Annotated in this window: 12 protein-coding genes; 5 read left to right on the top strand and 7 right to left on the bottom strand. The window is 60.5% G+C overall.

Translation table 11 applies throughout. From position 1 onward, the window contains the following. Positions 1–4: 4 nt before the first annotated feature. Entirely contained in the window at positions 5–1,339 is a 1,335-nt protein-coding gene (locus tag AC0IYN_RS10800) for a type II toxin-antitoxin system HipA family toxin (protein ID WP_471844770.1), read from the bottom strand. A 291-nt stretch (positions 1,340–1,630) separates the two neighbouring features. Between AC0IYN_RS10800 and AC0IYN_RS10795 the strand changes: the two genes are divergently transcribed. After that, positions 1,631–2,905 carry an autotransporter outer membrane beta-barrel domain-containing protein gene (locus AC0IYN_RS10795; RefSeq protein WP_458376125.1) on the top strand — a complete coding sequence of 425 codons (1,275 nt, stop codon included), beginning with the start codon at positions 1,631–1,633 and terminating at the stop codon, positions 2,903–2,905. 89 nt (positions 2,906–2,994) lie between these two features. On the opposite strand, the gene oadA is transcribed toward AC0IYN_RS10795, so the two are convergent. After that, complete coding sequence (oadA, locus tag AC0IYN_RS10790) at positions 2,995–4,803, bottom strand: sodium-extruding oxaloacetate decarboxylase subunit alpha (protein WP_078050793.1); 1,809 nt, start codon at positions 4,801–4,803, stop codon at positions 2,995–2,997. An 11-nt stretch (positions 4,804–4,814) separates the two neighbouring features. Further along, positions 4,815–6,230, bottom strand: a complete 1,416-nt coding sequence (locus AC0IYN_RS10785) for an acetyl-CoA carboxylase biotin carboxylase subunit (RefSeq protein WP_016978663.1) — start codon at positions 6,228–6,230, stop codon at positions 4,815–4,817. Between the two features lie 196 nt (positions 6,231–6,426). Between AC0IYN_RS10785 and AC0IYN_RS10780 the strand changes: the two genes are divergently transcribed. Beyond that, complete coding sequence (locus tag AC0IYN_RS10780; protein WP_099493256.1) at positions 6,427–7,401, top strand: LysR family transcriptional regulator; 975 nt, start codon at positions 6,427–6,429, stop codon at positions 7,399–7,401. Here AC0IYN_RS10780 and AC0IYN_RS10775 read toward each other — a convergent pair. From AC0IYN_RS10775 to AC0IYN_RS10765, 3 genes are all read right to left on the bottom strand, one after another. Next, positions 7,331–7,528: a PA3496 family putative envelope integrity protein gene (locus AC0IYN_RS10775; RefSeq protein ID WP_078050795.1), complete on the bottom strand. Its 198-nt coding sequence runs from the start codon at positions 7,526–7,528 to the stop codon at positions 7,331–7,333. The two genes, AC0IYN_RS10780 and AC0IYN_RS10775, sit on opposite strands and share 71 nt — an antisense overlap. Before the next feature lie 93 nt (positions 7,529–7,621). After that, on the bottom strand, positions 7,622–8,488 hold the full coding sequence (gene hexR, locus AC0IYN_RS10770; protein ID WP_003177007.1) for a transcriptional regulator HexR: 867 nt from the start codon (positions 8,486–8,488) through the stop codon (positions 7,622–7,624). Positions 8,489–8,646: 158 nt separating this feature from the next. After that, entirely contained in the window at positions 8,647–11,523 is a 2,877-nt protein-coding gene (locus AC0IYN_RS10765) for an EAL domain-containing protein (protein ID WP_406596236.1), read from the bottom strand. 247 nt (positions 11,524–11,770) lie between these two features. Between AC0IYN_RS10765 and uvrD the strand changes: the two genes are divergently transcribed. From uvrD to AC0IYN_RS10750, 3 genes are all read left to right on the top strand, one after another. After that, positions 11,771–13,954: a DNA helicase II gene (gene uvrD, locus AC0IYN_RS10760; protein WP_457247623.1), complete on the top strand. Its 2,184-nt coding sequence runs from the start codon at positions 11,771–11,773 to the stop codon at positions 13,952–13,954. Between the two features lie 260 nt (positions 13,955–14,214). Continuing rightward, entirely contained in the window at positions 14,215–15,084 is an 870-nt protein-coding gene (locus AC0IYN_RS10755; RefSeq protein ID WP_406596234.1) for a Tim44 domain-containing protein, read from the top strand. Positions 15,085–15,219: 135 nt separating this feature from the next. Continuing rightward, a complete protein-coding gene (locus AC0IYN_RS10750) occupies positions 15,220–15,627 on the top strand; it encodes an SMI1/KNR4 family protein (RefSeq protein ID WP_010207624.1) in 408 nt (135 codons plus the stop codon). 197 nt (positions 15,628–15,824) lie between these two features. Here AC0IYN_RS10750 and AC0IYN_RS10745 read toward each other — a convergent pair whose 3' ends face one another. After that, positions 15,825–17,588 carry a cation:proton antiporter gene (locus tag AC0IYN_RS10745; protein ID WP_406596233.1) on the bottom strand — a complete coding sequence of 588 codons (1,764 nt, stop codon included), beginning with the start codon at positions 17,586–17,588 and terminating at the stop codon, positions 15,825–15,827. Positions 17,589–17,591 lie beyond the last annotated feature (3 nt).

Raw genomic sequence — 17,591 nt, 5'->3', positions numbered from 1 at the left:
AGGCTCATTGGAGGCCCCAACTTCTCAGACGCTGATCAAGGTTTCGTAAGGCAATACTCGGATGATTCAAGGTGACCTTCGGTAAACCATTGTCGACCAATATATCCGGCAGCGCCCTGAGACGCTGAGCATCTGTGCGTAAGCGCTCAAAGGCATCCGTGGGGTTAATAACCGGTGCGAGCGCATTACATACACCGCGCCAATCAATATCACCCGCGACTTCCAGGGGCCGCGGCCACTTAGTCGTGCGAGTAACACCTTCAGGGTCCATGACCATCGGTGCGAGGTCGTAGATGGGGGCCAGACGCAAGCTATCGGGGCCACGAATAATCGATGTGTTCCGGCCATGGTTGTCGGAATTCCCCAACACTTTATTGAGCAAGTCGCGACGAAGATAATCCGCGACCAAGTCGGTCACTTGTTCACCTTGACCTGTCTGCTGCCACAAACCTGCCAGTTGCAACAACACATCCAGATGGCTCATCGCGCTGCCCGGTTTTGTTACACCTGCCAGAGAATAAATGGACTCCACCGCAAAGCGCTCCACTCCTTGATCACTGACATGACGATCAAAACGGTGCATCCAAAGACTTGGCTTTGTCGCCATCTCCAACGCCAGGCCCTCGACTGCAACGGTCTCGATCCCTAATGACTGCAGCGCTTTGTAGTAGTGAAATTCGCTTCTCAGAATGTCTTGGTCAATCTGCAGGCCTTGATTACGAGCAAACTTTATAAACCAGTGCTGGCTGGCTTGATCATCACCCAACACCGCATCTGGATAAAGCAAGCCTTCGTGGCTTTGCGTCAACAACAGCTTTGGGGCCTCTCCACCTGCGCCGGTCGCTCCCCCAATAGCAGCCCCCTGCTCGTAGGCGTACTCCAGAAATCGGTTATCGCGATCAATCACCTCCTGTCGTTCAAAGCCCATAGGTGGACGGTCGTTGAGGGCCTGAAGTGACTCCTTGATTCGCATGTGTCCGATAGGGGCAGGAGTGCTTCGCGCTAACAAAAACAAATCCGAACTGACGTTATCAGTGCTCAGCATCTCAAAGCGGCTAGCCAGGAACCGCTTCGCTGCACCCGCAGGTGCGATGTCATGAAGAAAGGCCGGGGCGTTCCGGGGAGCCTCCTGCGCCCAGTTCAAGGGCACCCTTACACTCACGGCCTTGGCAAACACAGTGTCAATATGGTCCAAATGATCAACCAGGTAATCAGACTCGTAGCCGAAACGGCAGGGGCTTGCGAAACCTTTATCCGGCTCTGAAAACTCAAGCGTCATTGCGTCCTGCCAACGATCGGCATTGAATATCTGCAGAGTAAGCCTGTACGCATCGTCCATACGCAATTTAATGCACCTTCAGATAATATATAAGCGCCAAAAACGCAATATAGTGCATAAATTGCGTTGTGACCGCCAAAAAATTGCAATTCAATGCAGTTTCATTACAACACTCGAACCCAATCCGCATCAAAATGCGTATCCATGCTTTCAGCCAATGCCTATTGACCCGGAGTTTTTAATCGCACCGCACTAGAGACAACTCCCGCAAACCAAGGGTCGCTGGCCTGACAGTTATCACCCCGCCACCTCGCTAAATTCCTGACCTCATTCATCAGAGGCCGGGAATTCATGCCCTTTTCAGTCAAGAAACTCACACGCGCTATCACGCTCGCACTCGGCGTCGTCAGTGCGCAACTGTCCCATGCCGTCATGCCCTTTCAGTTCCCACTGGATCTGCCCTACGACTACTGGTTTTACGCACCCGTCACTGAAACCTCTTCTCTGGACAACCACCTCACGCGTCGGGCAACCACTGACAACGGTCGCCAGGTTGCCAGGATGCTTGAGCCCGCACTGAAGCGCTTGTTGGAATCCGGCCAGTTGAGCTCCCAGCAGATCAAGGCGTTGGAGAAGCTTGACGCTGCGCTTGCCAAACGACCTGGCGAGTTCGGCATGGCCCTGGAACAGTTGGCCGCCAGCCAGAACGCCAACCTCGCGGCGGCGACCCAAGCCACCGCCGAGCAGATCAGCGGCCAGTTGCTGTCGGTGCTGCGCACACTGCCCACGGACGAGGATGGCCACTTCTGGGTGCAGGGCCTTTCCGACGAAGGCAGCCTGGACAAACAGGGTGGCAGTGCCGGCCTGAACTATTCCACCCGGGGCTTGATGCTGGGGGCCGACTGGGCGCTCGACCATGCCTGGCGTGTCGGCGTCATGGGCGCTAAATCCACCAGCGACCTGGATGCCCAACGCTTCTCCGCCGACCTGGACAGCTGGCACCTGGGCGGTTACGCCGTTCGCCAGGATGGCCCGTTGTCCATGCGCCTGGGGGCGATCTATAGCAGCCACGCCGGGCAGAACACCCGCACTGTCCAGATCGTGAATCACAAGGAATCGCTCAAAGGCAGCTATGACGCGCAGAGCCAAAATGTGTTTTCCGAATGGGGCTACCAACTGGGCAACGGGGACATCAGCGTCGAACCCTTCGCCGGCCTCGGTTACCAGCGCTACTACCGCGAACGTTTCAAGGAACAGGGTGGCCTGACCGCACTGAACGTTGGCCCGCAAACCCAGCAAAACCTGAACAGCACCCTCGGCCTGCGCCTGGCCACGGTGTACCGTTTCGATAACCGGATGAGCCTCACGCCTTACGTGAGCACTCACTGGAAACACCTCTATGGCAACGTCGACAGCCAGGTCAGCCAGTCCTTTCGCACTGCGGCGGGCTTCGGTACAGACTTCACCATCAACGGCACCGCCCTGGACCGCAACAGCCTCAACTTGCAGGCGGGGCTGGATCTGGCATTGTCGAACGAACACACGGTCGGCCTGGCCTACACCGGTGAAAGCGGCACACACAGCCGCAACCATGGGCTGATGGGGCGATGGCGCGTGATGTTCTGAACCCGACCTCGGCGGCCGATAAACCCCAGGCGAAAAAAAAGGGGGGCACCTGCCCCCCCGAGGATTAAGCGGTAGTGTCGAAGGCTTGATCAGCCTTCGATTTCAATCAGGATTTCGCCAGGGTTGACCCGGTCGCCCTTGGCCACGTGAACGGCAGTCACCTTGCCGGCAATCGCTGCCTGCACTTCGGTTTCCATCTTCATGGCTTCGGTAATCAATACGGCCTGACCGGCCTTGACCACGTCGCCTTCCTTGACCAGCACATCAACAATATTGCCCGGCATCGCAGTGCTCACATGGCCTGGCTCGGTGGCATGCTTGCGCTTGCTACCGCCGCTGCTGACAAACTCGTTGAGCGGTTCGAACACCACTTCTTCCGGCATGCCATCAATGGACAGGTAGAAGTGGCGTTTGCCTTCGGCCTTCACGCCCACACCGGTGATGTCCACGCGGTAGCTTTCACCGTGCACGTCGATGACGAACTCGGTCGGTACGCCCTCGCCACCGGCACGCGCCACACCGCCGGCTTCCGGGATGGGCAGCAGCACTTCCGGCGCCAGGGTGCCGGCGTCGCGCTCTTCGAGGAACTTGCGCCCGATGTCCGGGAACATGGCGTAGGTCAGCACGTCTTCTTCGGACTTGGCCAACGCGCCGATTTCACCGCGCAACTTGGTCATCTCAGGCTTTAGCAGGTCAGCCGGGCGGACGTCGATCACCTCTTCACTGCCGATGGCCTGGCGACGCAACTTCTCGTTCACAGTGCCCGGCGCCTTGCCGTAGCCGCCTTGCAGGTAGAGCTTCACTTCGTTGGTGATGGTCTTGTAGCGCTCGCCGGCCAGTACGTTGAAAAACGCCTGGGTGCCAACGATCTGCGACGTTGGGGTCACCAGCGGCGGGAAACCCAGGTCTTCACGCACGCGCGGAATCTCGGCCAGCACTTCACCCATGCGGTTGAGGGCGCCCTGCTCCTTCAGTTGGTTGGCCAGGTTGGAAATCATCCCGCCCGGCACCTGGTTGACTTGCACGCGGGTGTCGACGGCGGTGAATTCGCTTTCGAACTGGTGGTATTTCTTACGCACGGCGTAGAAGTACAGACCGATTTCCTGCAGCAGTTCCAGGCTCAGGCCGGTGTCGAATTCGCTGCCTTTAAGGGCGGCGACCATCGACTCGGTCCCTGGGTGGCTGGTGCCCCAGGCGAAGCTGGAAATGGCGGTGTCGATGTGGTCGGCACCGTTTTCGATGGCCTTGAGCTGGCACATCGCGGCCAGGCCGGCCGTGTCGTGGGAGTGGATAAAGATCGGCAGGGTCTGCTCGGCTTTCAGCGCCTTGACCAGTTCGCCGGTGGCGTACGGGGTCAGCAGGCCAGCCATGTCCTTGATCGCGATCGAGTCGCACCCCATGGCTTCCAGCTGCTTGGCCTGGGCCACGAAGGCCTCGACGGTGTGCACCGGGCTGGTGGTGTAGGCGATGGTGCCTTGGGCATGTTTGCCAGCGGCTTTCACCGCTTCGATGGCCACGCGCAGGTTACGCACGTCGTTCATGGCGTCGAAGATGCGGAATACGTCGATACCATTCACGGCCGCCTTGGCCACGAACGCCTTGACCACGTCGTCGCTGTAGTGGCGGTAGCCCAGCAGGTTCTGGCCACGCAGCAGCATCTGCAGGCGCGTGTTGGGCAACGCGGCACGCAGTTTGCGCAGGCGCTCCCACGGGTCTTCTTTCAGGAAGCGGACGCAGGCATCGAAGGTCGCGCCGCCCCAGACTTCCAGGGACCAGTAGCCGACTTTGTCGAGCTTGTCGCAGATCGGCAGCATGTCCTCGGTGCGCATGCGAGTGGCGAGCAGCGATTGGTGGGCGTCGCGCAGGATGGTGTCGGTTACGAAAATCTTCTTAGTCATTGTTGTATTCCTCACAGGCCTGCGTGGGCGGCGATGGCGGCGGCGATGGCCAGGGCCAGCTCTTCGGGTTTGCGCTTGATCGAGTAGTTGGTCAGTTCAGGGTGGGCTTCAACGAAGCTGGTGTTGAACTGGCCGCTGCGGAATTCCGGGTTGCGCAGGATTTCCTGGTAGTAGGCGGCGGTGGTCTTCACGCCTTGCAGGCGCATGTCGTCCAGGGCACGCAGGCCACGGTCCATGGCTTCTTCCCAGGTCAACGCCCACACCACCAGTTTCAGGCACATGGAGTCGTAGAACGGCGGGATGGTGTAGCCGGTGTAGATCGCCGTGTCGGTGCGCACGCCGGGGCCGCCAGGTGCGTAGTAACGGGTGATCTTGCCGAAGCTGGGCAGGAAGTTGTTCTTCGGGTCTTCGGCGTTGATACGGAACTGCAACGCGAAACCACGGTGCTGGATGTCTTCCTGTTTCACCGACAGCGGCAGGCCGGAGGCGATGCGGATCTGCTCGCGGACGATGTCGATCCCGGTGATTTCTTCGGTGATGGTGTGTTCCACCTGCACCCGGGTGTTCATCTCCATGAAGTACACCTCGCCCTCAGCGAGCAAGAACTCCACGGTGCCGGCGTTCTCATAGCCCACGGCCTTGGCCGCACGTACCGACAGGTCGCCGATGTAGGCGCGCTGCTCAGGAGTCAATTGCGGGCTTGGGGCGATTTCGATGAGCTTTTGGTTGCGGCGCTGGATCGAGCAATCGCGCTCGAACAGGTGCACCACATTGCCAAAGCTGTCACCGAGGATCTGCGCTTCGATGTGTTTGGGATTGACGATGCATTTTTCCAGGAACACTTCCGCCGAACCAAAAGCCTTGGTGGCCTCGGAAATCACACGGGGGAAGGCTTGTTCGAGTTCTTCACGGCTGTTGCAGCGACGGATACCGCGACCGCCGCCACCGGAAGTGGCCTTGAGCATTACCGGGTAACCAATGCGGTCGCCTTCGGTCAGGGCTTCGTGGATATCCGCGACGTTGCCTTCAGTGCCCGGCGTGACCGGCACACCGGCCTTGATCATGCTGCGGCGTGCTTCGGTCTTGTCGCCCATGCGGCGAATGACTTCGGCCGACGGACCAATGAATTTGATCCCACGTTCGGCACAGATGTCCGCCAGCTCGGCGTTTTCCGACAGGAAACCGTAGCCGGGGTGCAGCGCATCGCAGCCGGTTTCCACTGCCAGGTTCACCAGCTTGCGCGGGTTCAGGTAGCCGGCCAGGGGCTCGGCACCAATGCTGTGGGCTTCGTCGGCACGTTTGACGTGCAACGCGTGGCGGTCGGCGTCGGAGTAGACCGCGACCGAGCGAATGCCCATCTCGGCGCAGGCACGCACGATTCGTACGGCAATTTCACCACGGTTGGCGATCAGGATCTTTTTTATCACTTGGAAATTCCCTTGAGCCGATTGCTGCGTTCTTCGACCCACTAGACCTGGGTCGGCGCGTGACCAAATGTTTCATGACAGTCGCGAGACACACACTAAGCCTGCAGAGGGATTAACAAAAATCAATAATTATTGGGTCGTGCATAAGTAAAGACTTATAGTTGGCCCGACAGCCGCTGGCGGAAGGATTGAAATAATGCGTAAGTCATTGATGCGTATGACATTGCGACAACTGCAGATCTTCAACGAAGTGTGTGACTTGCGCTCCTACAGCCGCGCTGCCGAGGAAATGTCCCTCACACAACCTGCCGTGAGCCTACAAATTCGCCAGTTGGAAGAGCTGATCGGCCAGCCGCTGTTCGATTACGTCGGCAAAAAGCTCTACATGACCGAGGCCGCCGAAGCCTTGCAGCGCGCCAGTCGCGATATTTTCGGGCGCCTGGAAAACCTCGATATGCAGTTGTCGGACATGCAGGGTTCGCTGCAAGGCCAGCTGAAACTGGCGATTGAATCCAGCGCCAAATACTTCGTGCCGCACCTGTTTGCGGCCTTCAAGCGCCAGCATCCGGAGGTGCAGTTGCACCTCACCGTGGTGAACCGCGCCCAGGTGATCCGACGGCTGTCGGACAACCGTGACGACTTGGTGATCATGTCCATGGTGCCCCAGGACATGGGCCTGGAATTCCTGCCGTTCCTCAACAACCCGATTGTTGCCGTGGCGCCACCCGATCACCCGCTGAGCCTGCAAGGCCCGCTGCGCCTGCAGGACCTGGAACCCTACACGCTGCTGCTGCGCGAACCGGGCTCTGGCACGCGACTGGCTTGTGAGGAGTATTTCAAGGAGAAACGCGTGCACTTCACCCAGACGGTGGAAGTGGCCTCGGCCGAGGCGCAGCGTGAATGTGTATGCGCGGGGTTGGGCGTGGCCCTGCTGACGCGTCACGCGGTCAACATGGAGCTGGCCACCGGCGGGCTCAAGGAGCTGCCGGTGGAAGAGCTGCCGCTGTACCGCAGTTGGTGCCTGGTGCAGGCCAAGGCCAAGCGCCTGTCACCGGTGGCCCATGCGTTCCTGGGCTTTATCCGCAGCGAGCGGGTGCAGATCAGCGCGCTGGCTGAGCGCTTCGCTGGGCAGCCGCGGGTGCCTGCCAGTGGAGTTCCGGGTAATCCGTGATGCTCTGGAGCAACTGGCGCTCCTCGCAACGGTCTTCGATTGCGCGACGGAACGCCATGCGGCGCTGGTCTTCCTGCTGACGACGGGTTTTGACGGAGCTGCTGCTTTCTTCGTAGTGCCGGGCCATTTGGAGTCTCCCAATGCGAGTACGGGGAGTTCAGGATGGCCCTGGGCGATGACGGTTTGGCGGCGCGGGGATTACAAACTGATGAAAGTTTGATCAATCATCCAATGCTTTGACGGATTTCGGTGACAGGCGAAGGCTGCGCAGACTGCGTTTTACGCTCTTGAGGTGGTTGACCAGGCTCGGCCCGCGCGCCATGGCCACGCCCATCGCCAACACGTCGATCACCACCAGGTGGGCAATGCGTGAGGTCAGCGGCGTGTAGATCTCGGTGTCTTCGTGCACATCGATGGCCAGGTTGACCGTGGACAGTTCCGCCAACGGCGTCTGGCTCGGGCACAAGGTGATCAGCGACGCGCCGCTTTCACGCACCAGGTTGGCGGTGATCAGCAGGTCTTTGGAACGCCCCGATTGGGAAATGCAGATGGCGACGTCGGTGGGCTTCAAGGTTACCGCCGACATGGCTTGCATGTGCGGGTCGCTGTAGGCCGCTGCGGTGAGCAGCAAGCGGAAGAATTTGTGCTGGGCATCGGCAGCCACCGCGCCGGAGGCACCAAAGCCATAGAACTCGACGCGCTGGGCCTGGGACATGGCCGTCACGGCCTTTTGCAGCTCCACCGGGTCGAGCTTCTCGCGCACTTCCATCAGGGTGTGCAAGGTGGTGTCGAAGATTTTCAGGCTGTAGTCGGCGACGGAGTCGTCTTCATGGATCGCAAATTGGCCGAAGCTGGCGCCAGCGGCCAGGCTTTGCGCCAGCTTGAGTTTCAAGTCCTGGAACCCGGAGCAACCGATGGCGCGGCAGAAGCGCACGATGGTCGGCTCGCTGATGCCCACGCTGTGGGCCAGGTCGGCCATGGAACTGTGCATCACAGCCGCGGGGTCAAGCAGCACGTGATCGGCAACCTTGAGTTCCGATTTGCGTAACAGGTGGCGCGACTGGGCGATATGTTGCAACAGGTTCAAAGGGCAGGACTCTTGTTATGGGCAGGGCCAAGGATGTAGCAAGCTTGTAGTTATACTACAAGAATTGCCGTTTTGCCCGTCCGACGCATCACTAAATCGCCCTGCCCGCCTTTGAATCTAAGGGCGGCGCAGTTGTAGCCACAGCGGCGGCCTTGGCGTCACGCAGGAAAATCTGCATTTTCCCGCAACAAATCCGCCAGCCCTTCGGCCTGCATCGGCCGGCTGATCAAATAGCCCTGCACTTCGTCACAACGCTCCCCGCGCAGGAAATCCAACTGCTGCTGGTCTTCCACGCCTTCGGCCACCACCTTGAGTGCCAACCCGTGGGCCATGGCGATAATCGCGCGGGTGATGGCAGCGTCTTCACGCCCCTGGCCCAGCCCACGGATAAAGGTCTGGTCGATCTTCACGTAGTCCACAGGGATGCGCTTGAGGTAGCTGAGGGACGAATAACCCGTGCCGAAGTCGTCGATCGCCAGCTTTACCCCAAGGTCGCGCAGCTGCTGGAAGGTGGCGATGATGTGTTCAACGCTGTCGAGCAATTGGCTTTCAGTCAGCTCCAATTCGAGGTATTGCGGGTCCAGGCCGGTTTCTTCGAGCACCTGGCGCACCAGGCTGACCAGCTTGCCCTGGCGCAGTTGATGCACCGAAAGGTTCACCGACACCCGGATCGGCGCCAACCCTTGACGCTGCCATTCACACGCCTGCCAGCAGGCTTGGCGCAGCACGAACTCGCCCAGCGGCACGATCAGGCCGGTCTCTTCGGCCAGGCCGATAAAATCCCCCGGCGGCACCATACCCCACTGCGGATGCTCCCAGCGGATCAACGCCTCGGCAGCATTCAGCTTGCCAGTGGCCAGGCACAGCTTGGGTTGATAGAACACTGAAAGCTGGCGTTCTTCGATGGCTTTGCGCAGGTGATTTTCCAACTGCAAGCGCTCCAGCGTGCTGGCTTGCAGGCTGTCGGTGTAGAACTGGAAGTTATTACCGCCCAAGTGCTTGGCGTGCTGCATGGCCATGTTGGATTGGCTGACCAGCGCGGAAACTTCCCGCGCATTGTCCGGCAACAGGCTGACGCCCATCGAAGCACTGACCACCAATTCATGCCCTTCCACCGTCACTGGCACCCGCAGTTTGGCCAGCAGCCGCGTAGCGACGCGCGCCAGGCTCGACAGGTTGCCGTAGGCGTCGAACAACACGGCAAACTCATCCCCGGACAGGCGGGCAATGGTGTCGGCCTCGGGCAAGGCATTGATCAAGCGACGCGCCATTTTCTGCAACAACTGGTCGGCGACTTCATGGCCCAGGCTGTCGTTGAGCAGCTTGAAACGGTCCAGGTTGATGTGCAGCAATGCCAAACTGCGCCCGCCCTGACGCACACGCTGGTGGGCCTCGCGCAGCCGTTCGCGGAACAGCGAGCGGTTGGCCAGGCCGGTCAATTCATCGTAATGAGTGAGGTAGCGCATGCGCTCTTCGGACTCACGCCGCGCCGAGAGATCGGCGAAGAAGCCTACGATGTGACTGACTTTTCCGCGAATATCGCGCACTACATTCAACTGCAGCCATTGGGGGTAAAGCTCGCCGTTCTTGCGTGTCTCCACCAACTCGCCCTGCCAGGTGCCATGGCTGAGCAACGCCTGGCGGATCACCGGGAAGTGGCGACGGGCGTCACGGCTGCTGGGTAGCTCAACCACGTTGCGACCCAGCATGTCGTCGATGTCAAAGCCGGTGACTCGGCTGAAGGCCTGGTTGACGGCGATCAGCTTGTAGTCCGGATCAAGGATCACAATGCCTTCGCTGGCGGCTTCAAATACGGTCGAGGCCAGACGCTGCTGCTCTTCCAGCGCCTTGCCGGCGCTGATATCGCGGCGGGTACCCAACATGCGCGTGACCCGACCGCCTGGCGTACGCTCCACGGCGCGACCACGGTCTTCGATCCATACCCAGTGGCCATCGCCATGGCGCACGCGGTATTCCACCTGGTAATCCTCGCTGCGGCCCTTGAGGTGTTCCACCAGGGCGCGCTTGAGCAGCGGCAGGTCTTCGGGGTGCAGGCGCGGCTTGAGGTGGCTGAGCATCGCCGTGACGTACTCCGGCTCCAGGCCGAACAGTTCCTTGAGCTGGGTGTGGTGGACTTCGTCGGTTTGCAGGTTCCAGTCCCACAGCCCCAATTCACTGGCCTGCAGGGCCATGGCCAGGCGCGCTTCGCTTTTATTCAGGGCCAGGCTGGCAGCATCCAGCTCCTGACTGCGCTGTGCCACGCGGTCCTGCAGGCCGATCTGGGCTTCGCGCAGTTCCTGCTCGACCTGACGACGTTGTTCGACTTCGCGCACCAACTCCTGGTTGAGTTGCTCACTGCGCTGCTGCGCCTGTTGCAGGTGCTCGATCAGCGCCTGGTTCTGGAAGCGCCTCAGCAGCCCGCGCTGGATCAGGCGGTTGACCTGCCACGCCACCAGGCTCAAGGACGCCAGCAGGATCAGGCCGAGTACGCCCCAGCCACGTTGCTGTGGGTCGCCGCTCCAGAACAGGTAAATGATGGCGGGCACCAGGCATGGCAAGGCGAACGACAAAAACGCAGGCAGGCTCACGGCGTACGCCACGCTTGCCGACAGTGTCGCCGCGCCGATCAGGCCGAACACCCAGGCCTGCTGCATAAAGCTGTCCACGGGCACCAAGGCGATGGCAGCGGTGGCCAGGGTGAGGCCGCTGACCGCCGAGCCGAGCATGAACATGCGTCGCCATACGGGCTGGGCCTGGCGGCTGGGCATGGCGGAGTCAAACGCCGCCACCTGGATCACGCGCATTGCCACCAGGGCCAGCAGCCAGACTAACCAAATGCTGTCCAGCAGGTATTGCTTGGGGTTCCAGAGCAGCCAGGCGCAGACCAGGCCATTGACCAACATCAACAGGGTCGGCAACAGCGAGCCTTGATACAGCAGGCGCGTGCGCTCGACCGCCATCTCCGTGGCGTAGTGTTTGCGAAGAACCTGCGCGGGCGCCGCCGAGGGGCCAAGCAGATCGGTGCTGAAGGTCATAGGCAGTGTTCTTATAATGGTGAGCCCGAAACGTCGACGGAGCATACACAAGCAAGCGCGTGGGCCAAACTGCTCTACGTCATAAAAACTGCACGCTCATGCGTCGCAATCTCCGGGGCCAGACGGCTTGAGCGAGACGCCGCGCGGGCTGTGGCCATTGACCGACCGGTCATCACCCTGAAGGTTTTCCGTCGACCACCCGGCATTGGTATTTGCCCCACTCACCCGGGGGCCATAGAATGCGCCGATGCGCGATGATCTCTCCCTTTTGCTGAACTCCCTCAACGATGCCCAACGCCAGGCCGTAGCGGCCCCCGTTGGCCGTCAGTTGGTCCTGGCCGGTGCTGGCTCCGGTAAAACCCGAGTGCTGGTGCACCGTATCGCCTGGTTGATCCAGGTCGAAAACGCGTCCCCGCATTCCATCCTGTCGGTGACCTTCACCAACAAGGCCGCTGCCGAGATGCGCCACCGCATCGAGCAGCTCATGGGCATCAGCCCGGCCGGTATGTGGGTGGGCACTTTCCACGGCCTGGCGCACCGCCTGTTGCGGGCGCACTGGCAGGAAGCAGGCCTGAGCCAGACCTTCCAGATTCTCGACAGCGACGACCAGCAACGCCTGGTCAAGCGGGTGATCCGCGAGCTGGGTCTCGACGAACAGCGCTGGCCAGCGCGCCAGGCGCAATGGTTCATCAATGGCCAGAAAGACGAAGGCCTGCGCCCGCAACATATCCAGGCCAGCGGCGATTTGTTCCTGGCCACCATGCGCAGCATTTATGAAGCCTACGAGGCGGCCTGTGTGCGCGCCGGGGTCATTGACTTCTCCGAGCTGCTGCTGCGCGCCCTCGACTTGTGGCGCGACAACCCAGGCCTGTTGGCCCATTACCAGAAACGCTTCCGCCACATCCTGGTGGACGAGTTCCAGGACACCAACGCCGTGCAGTACGCCTGGTTGCGCCTGCTGGCCAAAGGCGGCGACAGCCTGATGGTGGTGGGCGACGACGACCAGTCGATCTACGGCTGGCGTGGCGCGAAAATCGAGAACATCTACCAGTATTCCGAAGACTTCCCGGACGCGGTCACCATCCGCCTGGAGCAGAACTACCGCTCCACCGCCGGGATTCTCAAGGCGGCCAACGCCCTGATCGCCAATAACACCGGGCGCCTGGGCAAAGAGCTGTGGACCGACGGCGGCGAAGGCGAGGCGATCAACCTGTACGCCGCGTTCAACGAGCACGATGAAGCGCGCTACGTGGTCGAAACCATCGAAAGCGCACTGAAAACCGGCCTGGCGCGCAGCGACATCGCGATTCTGTACCGCTCCAACGCCCAATCGCGGGTATTGGAAGAAGCCTTGCTGCGCGAACGTATCCCGTACCGCATCTATGGCGGCCAGCGCTTCTTCGAGCGCGCCGAGATCAAGAACGCCATGGCTTACCTGCGCTTGCTGGAAGGACGTGGCAACGACGCGGCGCTGGAGCGGGTGATCAACATTCCGGCCCGTGGCATCGGCGAAAAGACAGTCGAAGCCATTCGCGACCACGCGCGCCATGCCGATGTGTCGATGTGGGAAGCCATGCGCTTGCTGATCGCCAATAAAGGCCTGACCGGCCGGGCTGCCGGGGCGCTGGGCGTGTTTGTCGAGCTGATCGAGAACCTCGCCGCCAAGTGCGCGGAAATGCCCCTGCACTTGATGACCCAGTCGGTGATCGAACAGTCAGGGCTGATCGCCTACCACGAAGCGGAAAAAGGCGAGAAAGGCCAGGCCCGGGTAGAAAACCTTGAGGAACTGGTCAGCGCAGCGCGCGCGTTCGAAAACACCGAGGAAGATGAAGAGCTGACCCCGCTCGCCGCTTTCCTCGGCCATGCGTCGCTGGAAGCCGGCGACACCCAGGCCGATGAGCATGAAGACAGCATCCAGCTGATGACCTTGCACAGCGCCAAGGGCCTGGAGTTTCCCTACGTGTTCCTGGTGGGCATGGAAGAAGGCCTGTTCCCGCACAAGATGAGCCTGGAAGAGCCTGGCCGTCTTGAGGAAGAGCGCCGCCTGGCCTACGTGGGCATCACCCGCGCCATGCAGAATCTGGTGATGACCTACGCCGAGACCCGACGCCTGTACGGCAGCGAGACCTACAACAAGGTGTCTCGCTTCGTACGTGAGGTGCCGAAGGGGTTGATCCAGGAAGTGCGCCTGTCCAACAGCGTCAGCCGCCCGTTCGGCGGGGGCCAGCAACAGAACTCCAGCAGTCTGTTTGCCGGTTCCGAGATTCCGGAAACCCAGTTCAGCCTTGGCCAGCAGGTCAGGCATTCGGTGTTCGGCGAAGGCGTGATCCTCAACTTCGAAGGTGCCGGTGCCCAGGCGCGGGTGCAGGTGAATTTCGCCGAAGGCAGCAAGTGGCTGATGATGGGCTACGCGAAGCTCGAAGCCATCTGAATCACTGCACCCTTATTGTAGGAGCCGGCTTATCGGCGATTGCGGCTTTAAGATTGCTATCGCCGGCAAGCCGGGCTCCTACAGGTGAAGAATCGCGCCCCTCCCTTGTTTTTCACCCGCTCGGGCCAATATCTGTAATTAGTCCTACAGACCCTTCGGAATCGGTCTTACGCAAAAGCCCGAAACATTATGCCGCTAGCCACTGTCACTACACCTGTGCAACATGGCGCGCGTGCAATCCACAAATGGGAATTCCCTTTATGAAACGTTTTCTTAGCATCGCCATGGCGTTGTGCATCGGCCTGACGATGAGCATCGACGCCAACGCCAAACGCTTTGGTGGCGGCAAAAGCATGGGCTCGGCACCGACTCACCAGACCAGCCAAATGGCCCCATCCGCCGGTGCCGGCGGTGCTGCGGCCACCGCAGGCGCAGCCGGTGCTGCAGGCGCTGCTGCCAAGGCTGGCGGTGCTTCGCGCTGGTTGGGCCCTCTGGCCGGTATCGCCGCCGGTGGCCTGCTCGCTTCCATGTTCATGGGCGGCGGCTTCGAGGGCATGCAGATCTTCGACATCCTGATCATGGCGGTCATCGCCTTCCTGGTCTTCCGCTTTATCGCCGCCCGTCGCCGCAAGCAGCAGGAGCACCTGGCTCCAGCCGGCGCGCCGATGCAGCGTGAAGTGTTCGAGCAGAAGCCAGCCATGGGTTCGATCTTCGGTGGTTCTTCAGCACCTGCTGCGGCCCGCCCGGTGATCAACGCACCGGCCTGGTTCAACGAAGAGCGTTTCGTCGAAGCGGCCCGCAGCCACTTCCAGTCCCTGCAGCAGCACTGGGACGCCAACGAAATGGACAAGATCGCCGAGTTCGTGACCCCGCAACTGCTGGAGTTCCTCAAGCGCGAACGCGCCGATCTGGGCGACGCTTTCCAGTCGACCTACATTGACGACCTGCGCGTACAGCTGGAAGGTGTGGATGATCGCGCCGACAAGACTATCGCCACCCTGACCTTCAGCGGTGTGTCGAAGACATCGCGCTTCGACCAGGGCGAAGTGTTCAGCGAGAGCTGGAACATGGAGCGCGCCCAAGGCGACAACCAGCCTTGGCTGGTCGCCGGTATCCGCCAGAACGGCTGATCCCTGCACGCCTTGCAAGCAGATACAAAAAACCCCGGACCTGTCCGGGGTTTTCTATTTCACGGTTGCACTTATAGCGAGCTACTGTATAAAACGCCCCTATAAACCGCGCCATCTAGCACGAGGATCCCGGCCGTGGAAGAAATCATCGAACAATTGCGTGAAGCCAACGAACCGGTCCCGGTTCCTCTGGAGCTGCCTGACGAAGATTTGCTGGTGGAGATCGAGGAACAATTGTTCATCGACATCCCGTTTGTCTTCCGTGAATTCCTGCTGACCGTCAGCGACGTGGTGTACGGCAGCCTGGAGCCGGTGACCGTCACCGACCCGCAGTCCCACACCTACCTGCCGGACGTGGCCGCCAACGCCTGGGACGCCGGTGTTGATCGCAGCCTGATCCCGATCTGCCAGGATGGCGACGATTACTACTGCGTCGAAGAAGACGGCACCGTGGTGCTGTGGTCTGGCGAAGAAGAAATCGTCACCGAAGAAACCTGGGAGTCAGTGTGGCACTGGGCGCGGGACGTCTGGCTGGAAAGCTGAGCCCTGCACCAAGGGTGACCGGCTTGCTGTGGTGATCGGGCTTAGCGTGGTGAGCGGGCTTGCCCCGCGCTGGGCTGCGTAGCGGCCCCATGCCTCACATCGCAAAACCTGAAAGAACGCGTCGCCTGGACTGGGGCTGCTACGCAGCCCAGCGCGAGCAAGCTCGCTCACCACAAAAAGCTACGTGGCCCGCTCACTCAGTGTTCGGGCGTATCCTTGTGGTTATCCAGCGTCTCCAGCAAGGCGACCTGCATCCGCGTATGCACGCGGATGAACCACCGCCACAGCACTGCCGCCACTGCTGCCGTGACCACAGCGATCAGCACCAGCAACTTGTTGGTCGGCAGGATACTGGCCGACAAGGCTGCCAACAGCAGGAAAATCACCAGCAGCGAAAGGATCGGGATCAGTTCCGCGATCACCCTTCGCACACGCTGGGTATGCCGCCCGGCCATCTCCGGCTTCACGCTCATCTCCGCCAGCAACATCGACAGCGCCTTGAGCTTGCGGTACGCCGCGATCAGGAAAGGCAGCGATAACAGCAACGCCCCACCCCAGATCAACGCCTTCTGCCAGCTTGGGTCACTGATCCAGCCTTCCAGATAGCCGCCGATGCGCGCCGCAAAAAAGCTGCCGGCAAAGAAGATCGCCACCACCAGCGCCAGGTTCACCCCCACTTGCAGGATGATCTTGCGGATCATCGACGCCAGCATCGCACCCTCGCCCTGAGGTTGAATGCTGCGCAGCCATTCACCGTACATGCCGAACACTCGACTCATGCGCCTGGGCATGACCGCCGCGATCTTCAATGACAACGGGTCGGCGCCGCGAATCAGGTACGGCGTGAGCAATGTGGTAATCGCCGAGACCGCCACCGCAACCGGGTAGAGGAAATCACTGGTCACCTGCAACGTCATCCCCAACGCCGCGATGATGAAGGAAAACTCACCAATTTGTGACAGCCCCATGCCCACACGCAGTGAGGTACGGCCATCATTGCCGGCGATAAACGCGCCCAGGCCGCAGGACAGCATCTTGCCCAGTACCACCGCCACGGTGATTACCGCGATCGGCCAGGCATATTGCAGCAGGATTTGTGGGTCGATCATCAAACCAATCGCCACAAAGAAGATGGCGCTGAACATGTCACGAACGGGCTCGATCAGGCGCTCGATCTTAATTAACTGACGGGATTCAGCCATGATTGCGCCAATCAGGAACGCGCCCAGCACCATGCTGTATTCCAGCTTGACCACCAGCAAACAGAAACCGAAACACAGGCCCAGTACGGTAATCAGCAACATCTCGTTGCTTTCGAATTTGGCCACGTAGGCCAGCAAACGCGGCACCAGCAAAATGCCAATGACCAGCGCCACGATCATGAACAGCGAGAGCTTGCCGACCGTGGAGAACACCTCGCCGGAGCTGACCGTACCGCTGACGGCAATGCTCGACAGCAAGGCGATGATGCCGATGCCGAGGATGTCCTCGACGATCAGCACGCCAAAAATCAATTGGGCGAAGCGCTGGTTCTTCATCTTCAAGTCGTTGAGTGCCTTGACGATGATGGTGGTTGAGGAAATCGCCAGGATCGCGCCGAGGAACAGCGAGTCCATGGTGTTCCAGTCAAACCAGCGGCCGATCTCGTAGCCGATCCAGATCATCAGGATGATCTCCAGGAAGGCTGCGATAAACGCCGTGGCGCCAACCTTGAACAGCTTGCGCAGGCTGAACTCCAGGCCCAGGCAGAACATCAAGAAGATCACGCCCAGTTCGGCGAGGGTCTTGATGGTGTCTTCGTCGTGGATCAGGCCGAAGGGTGGGGTATGAGGGCCGATGATGAAGCCGGCGACGATGTAACCCAGCACCACCGGCTGCTTGAGGCGGTGAAACAAGATGGTGACAACCCCGGCCACCAACATGATCACGGCCAGGTCCTGGATAAAGCTGATGGCGTGCATGGC

The sequence above is a fragment of the Pseudomonas sp. AC112 genome, from assembly GCF_979253545.1.
This window is presented reverse-complemented; position numbering and strand designations above follow the sequence as displayed.

Excerpts from the sequence above, each read along its gene's own strand:
- AC0IYN_RS10800 (WP_471844770.1), bottom strand. The coding sequence starts at position 1,339 with ATGGACGATGCGTACAGGCTTACTCTGCAGATATTCAATGCCGATCGT.
- AC0IYN_RS10795 (WP_458376125.1), top strand. The coding sequence starts at position 1,631 with ATGCCCTTTTCAGTCAAGAAACTCACACGCGCTATCACGCTCGCACTC.
- oadA (WP_078050793.1), bottom strand. The coding sequence starts at position 4,803 with ATGACTAAGAAGATTTTCGTAACCGACACCATCCTGCGCGACGCCCAC.
- AC0IYN_RS10780 (WP_099493256.1), top strand. The coding sequence starts at position 6,427 with ATGCGTAAGTCATTGATGCGTATGACATTGCGACAACTGCAGATCTTC.
- AC0IYN_RS10775 (WP_078050795.1), bottom strand. The coding sequence starts at position 7,528 with ATGGCCCGGCACTACGAAGAAAGCAGCAGCTCCGTCAAAACCCGTCGT.
- AC0IYN_RS10765 (WP_406596236.1), bottom strand. The coding sequence starts at position 11,523 with ATGACCTTCAGCACCGATCTGCTTGGCCCCTCGGCGGCGCCCGCGCAG.
- uvrD (WP_457247623.1), top strand. The coding sequence starts at position 11,771 with ATGCGCGATGATCTCTCCCTTTTGCTGAACTCCCTCAACGATGCCCAA.
- AC0IYN_RS10755 (WP_406596234.1), top strand. The coding sequence starts at position 14,215 with ATGAAACGTTTTCTTAGCATCGCCATGGCGTTGTGCATCGGCCTGACG.
- AC0IYN_RS10745 (WP_406596233.1), bottom strand. The coding sequence starts at position 17,588 with ATGCACGCCATCAGCTTTATCCAGGACCTGGCCGTGATCATGTTGGTG.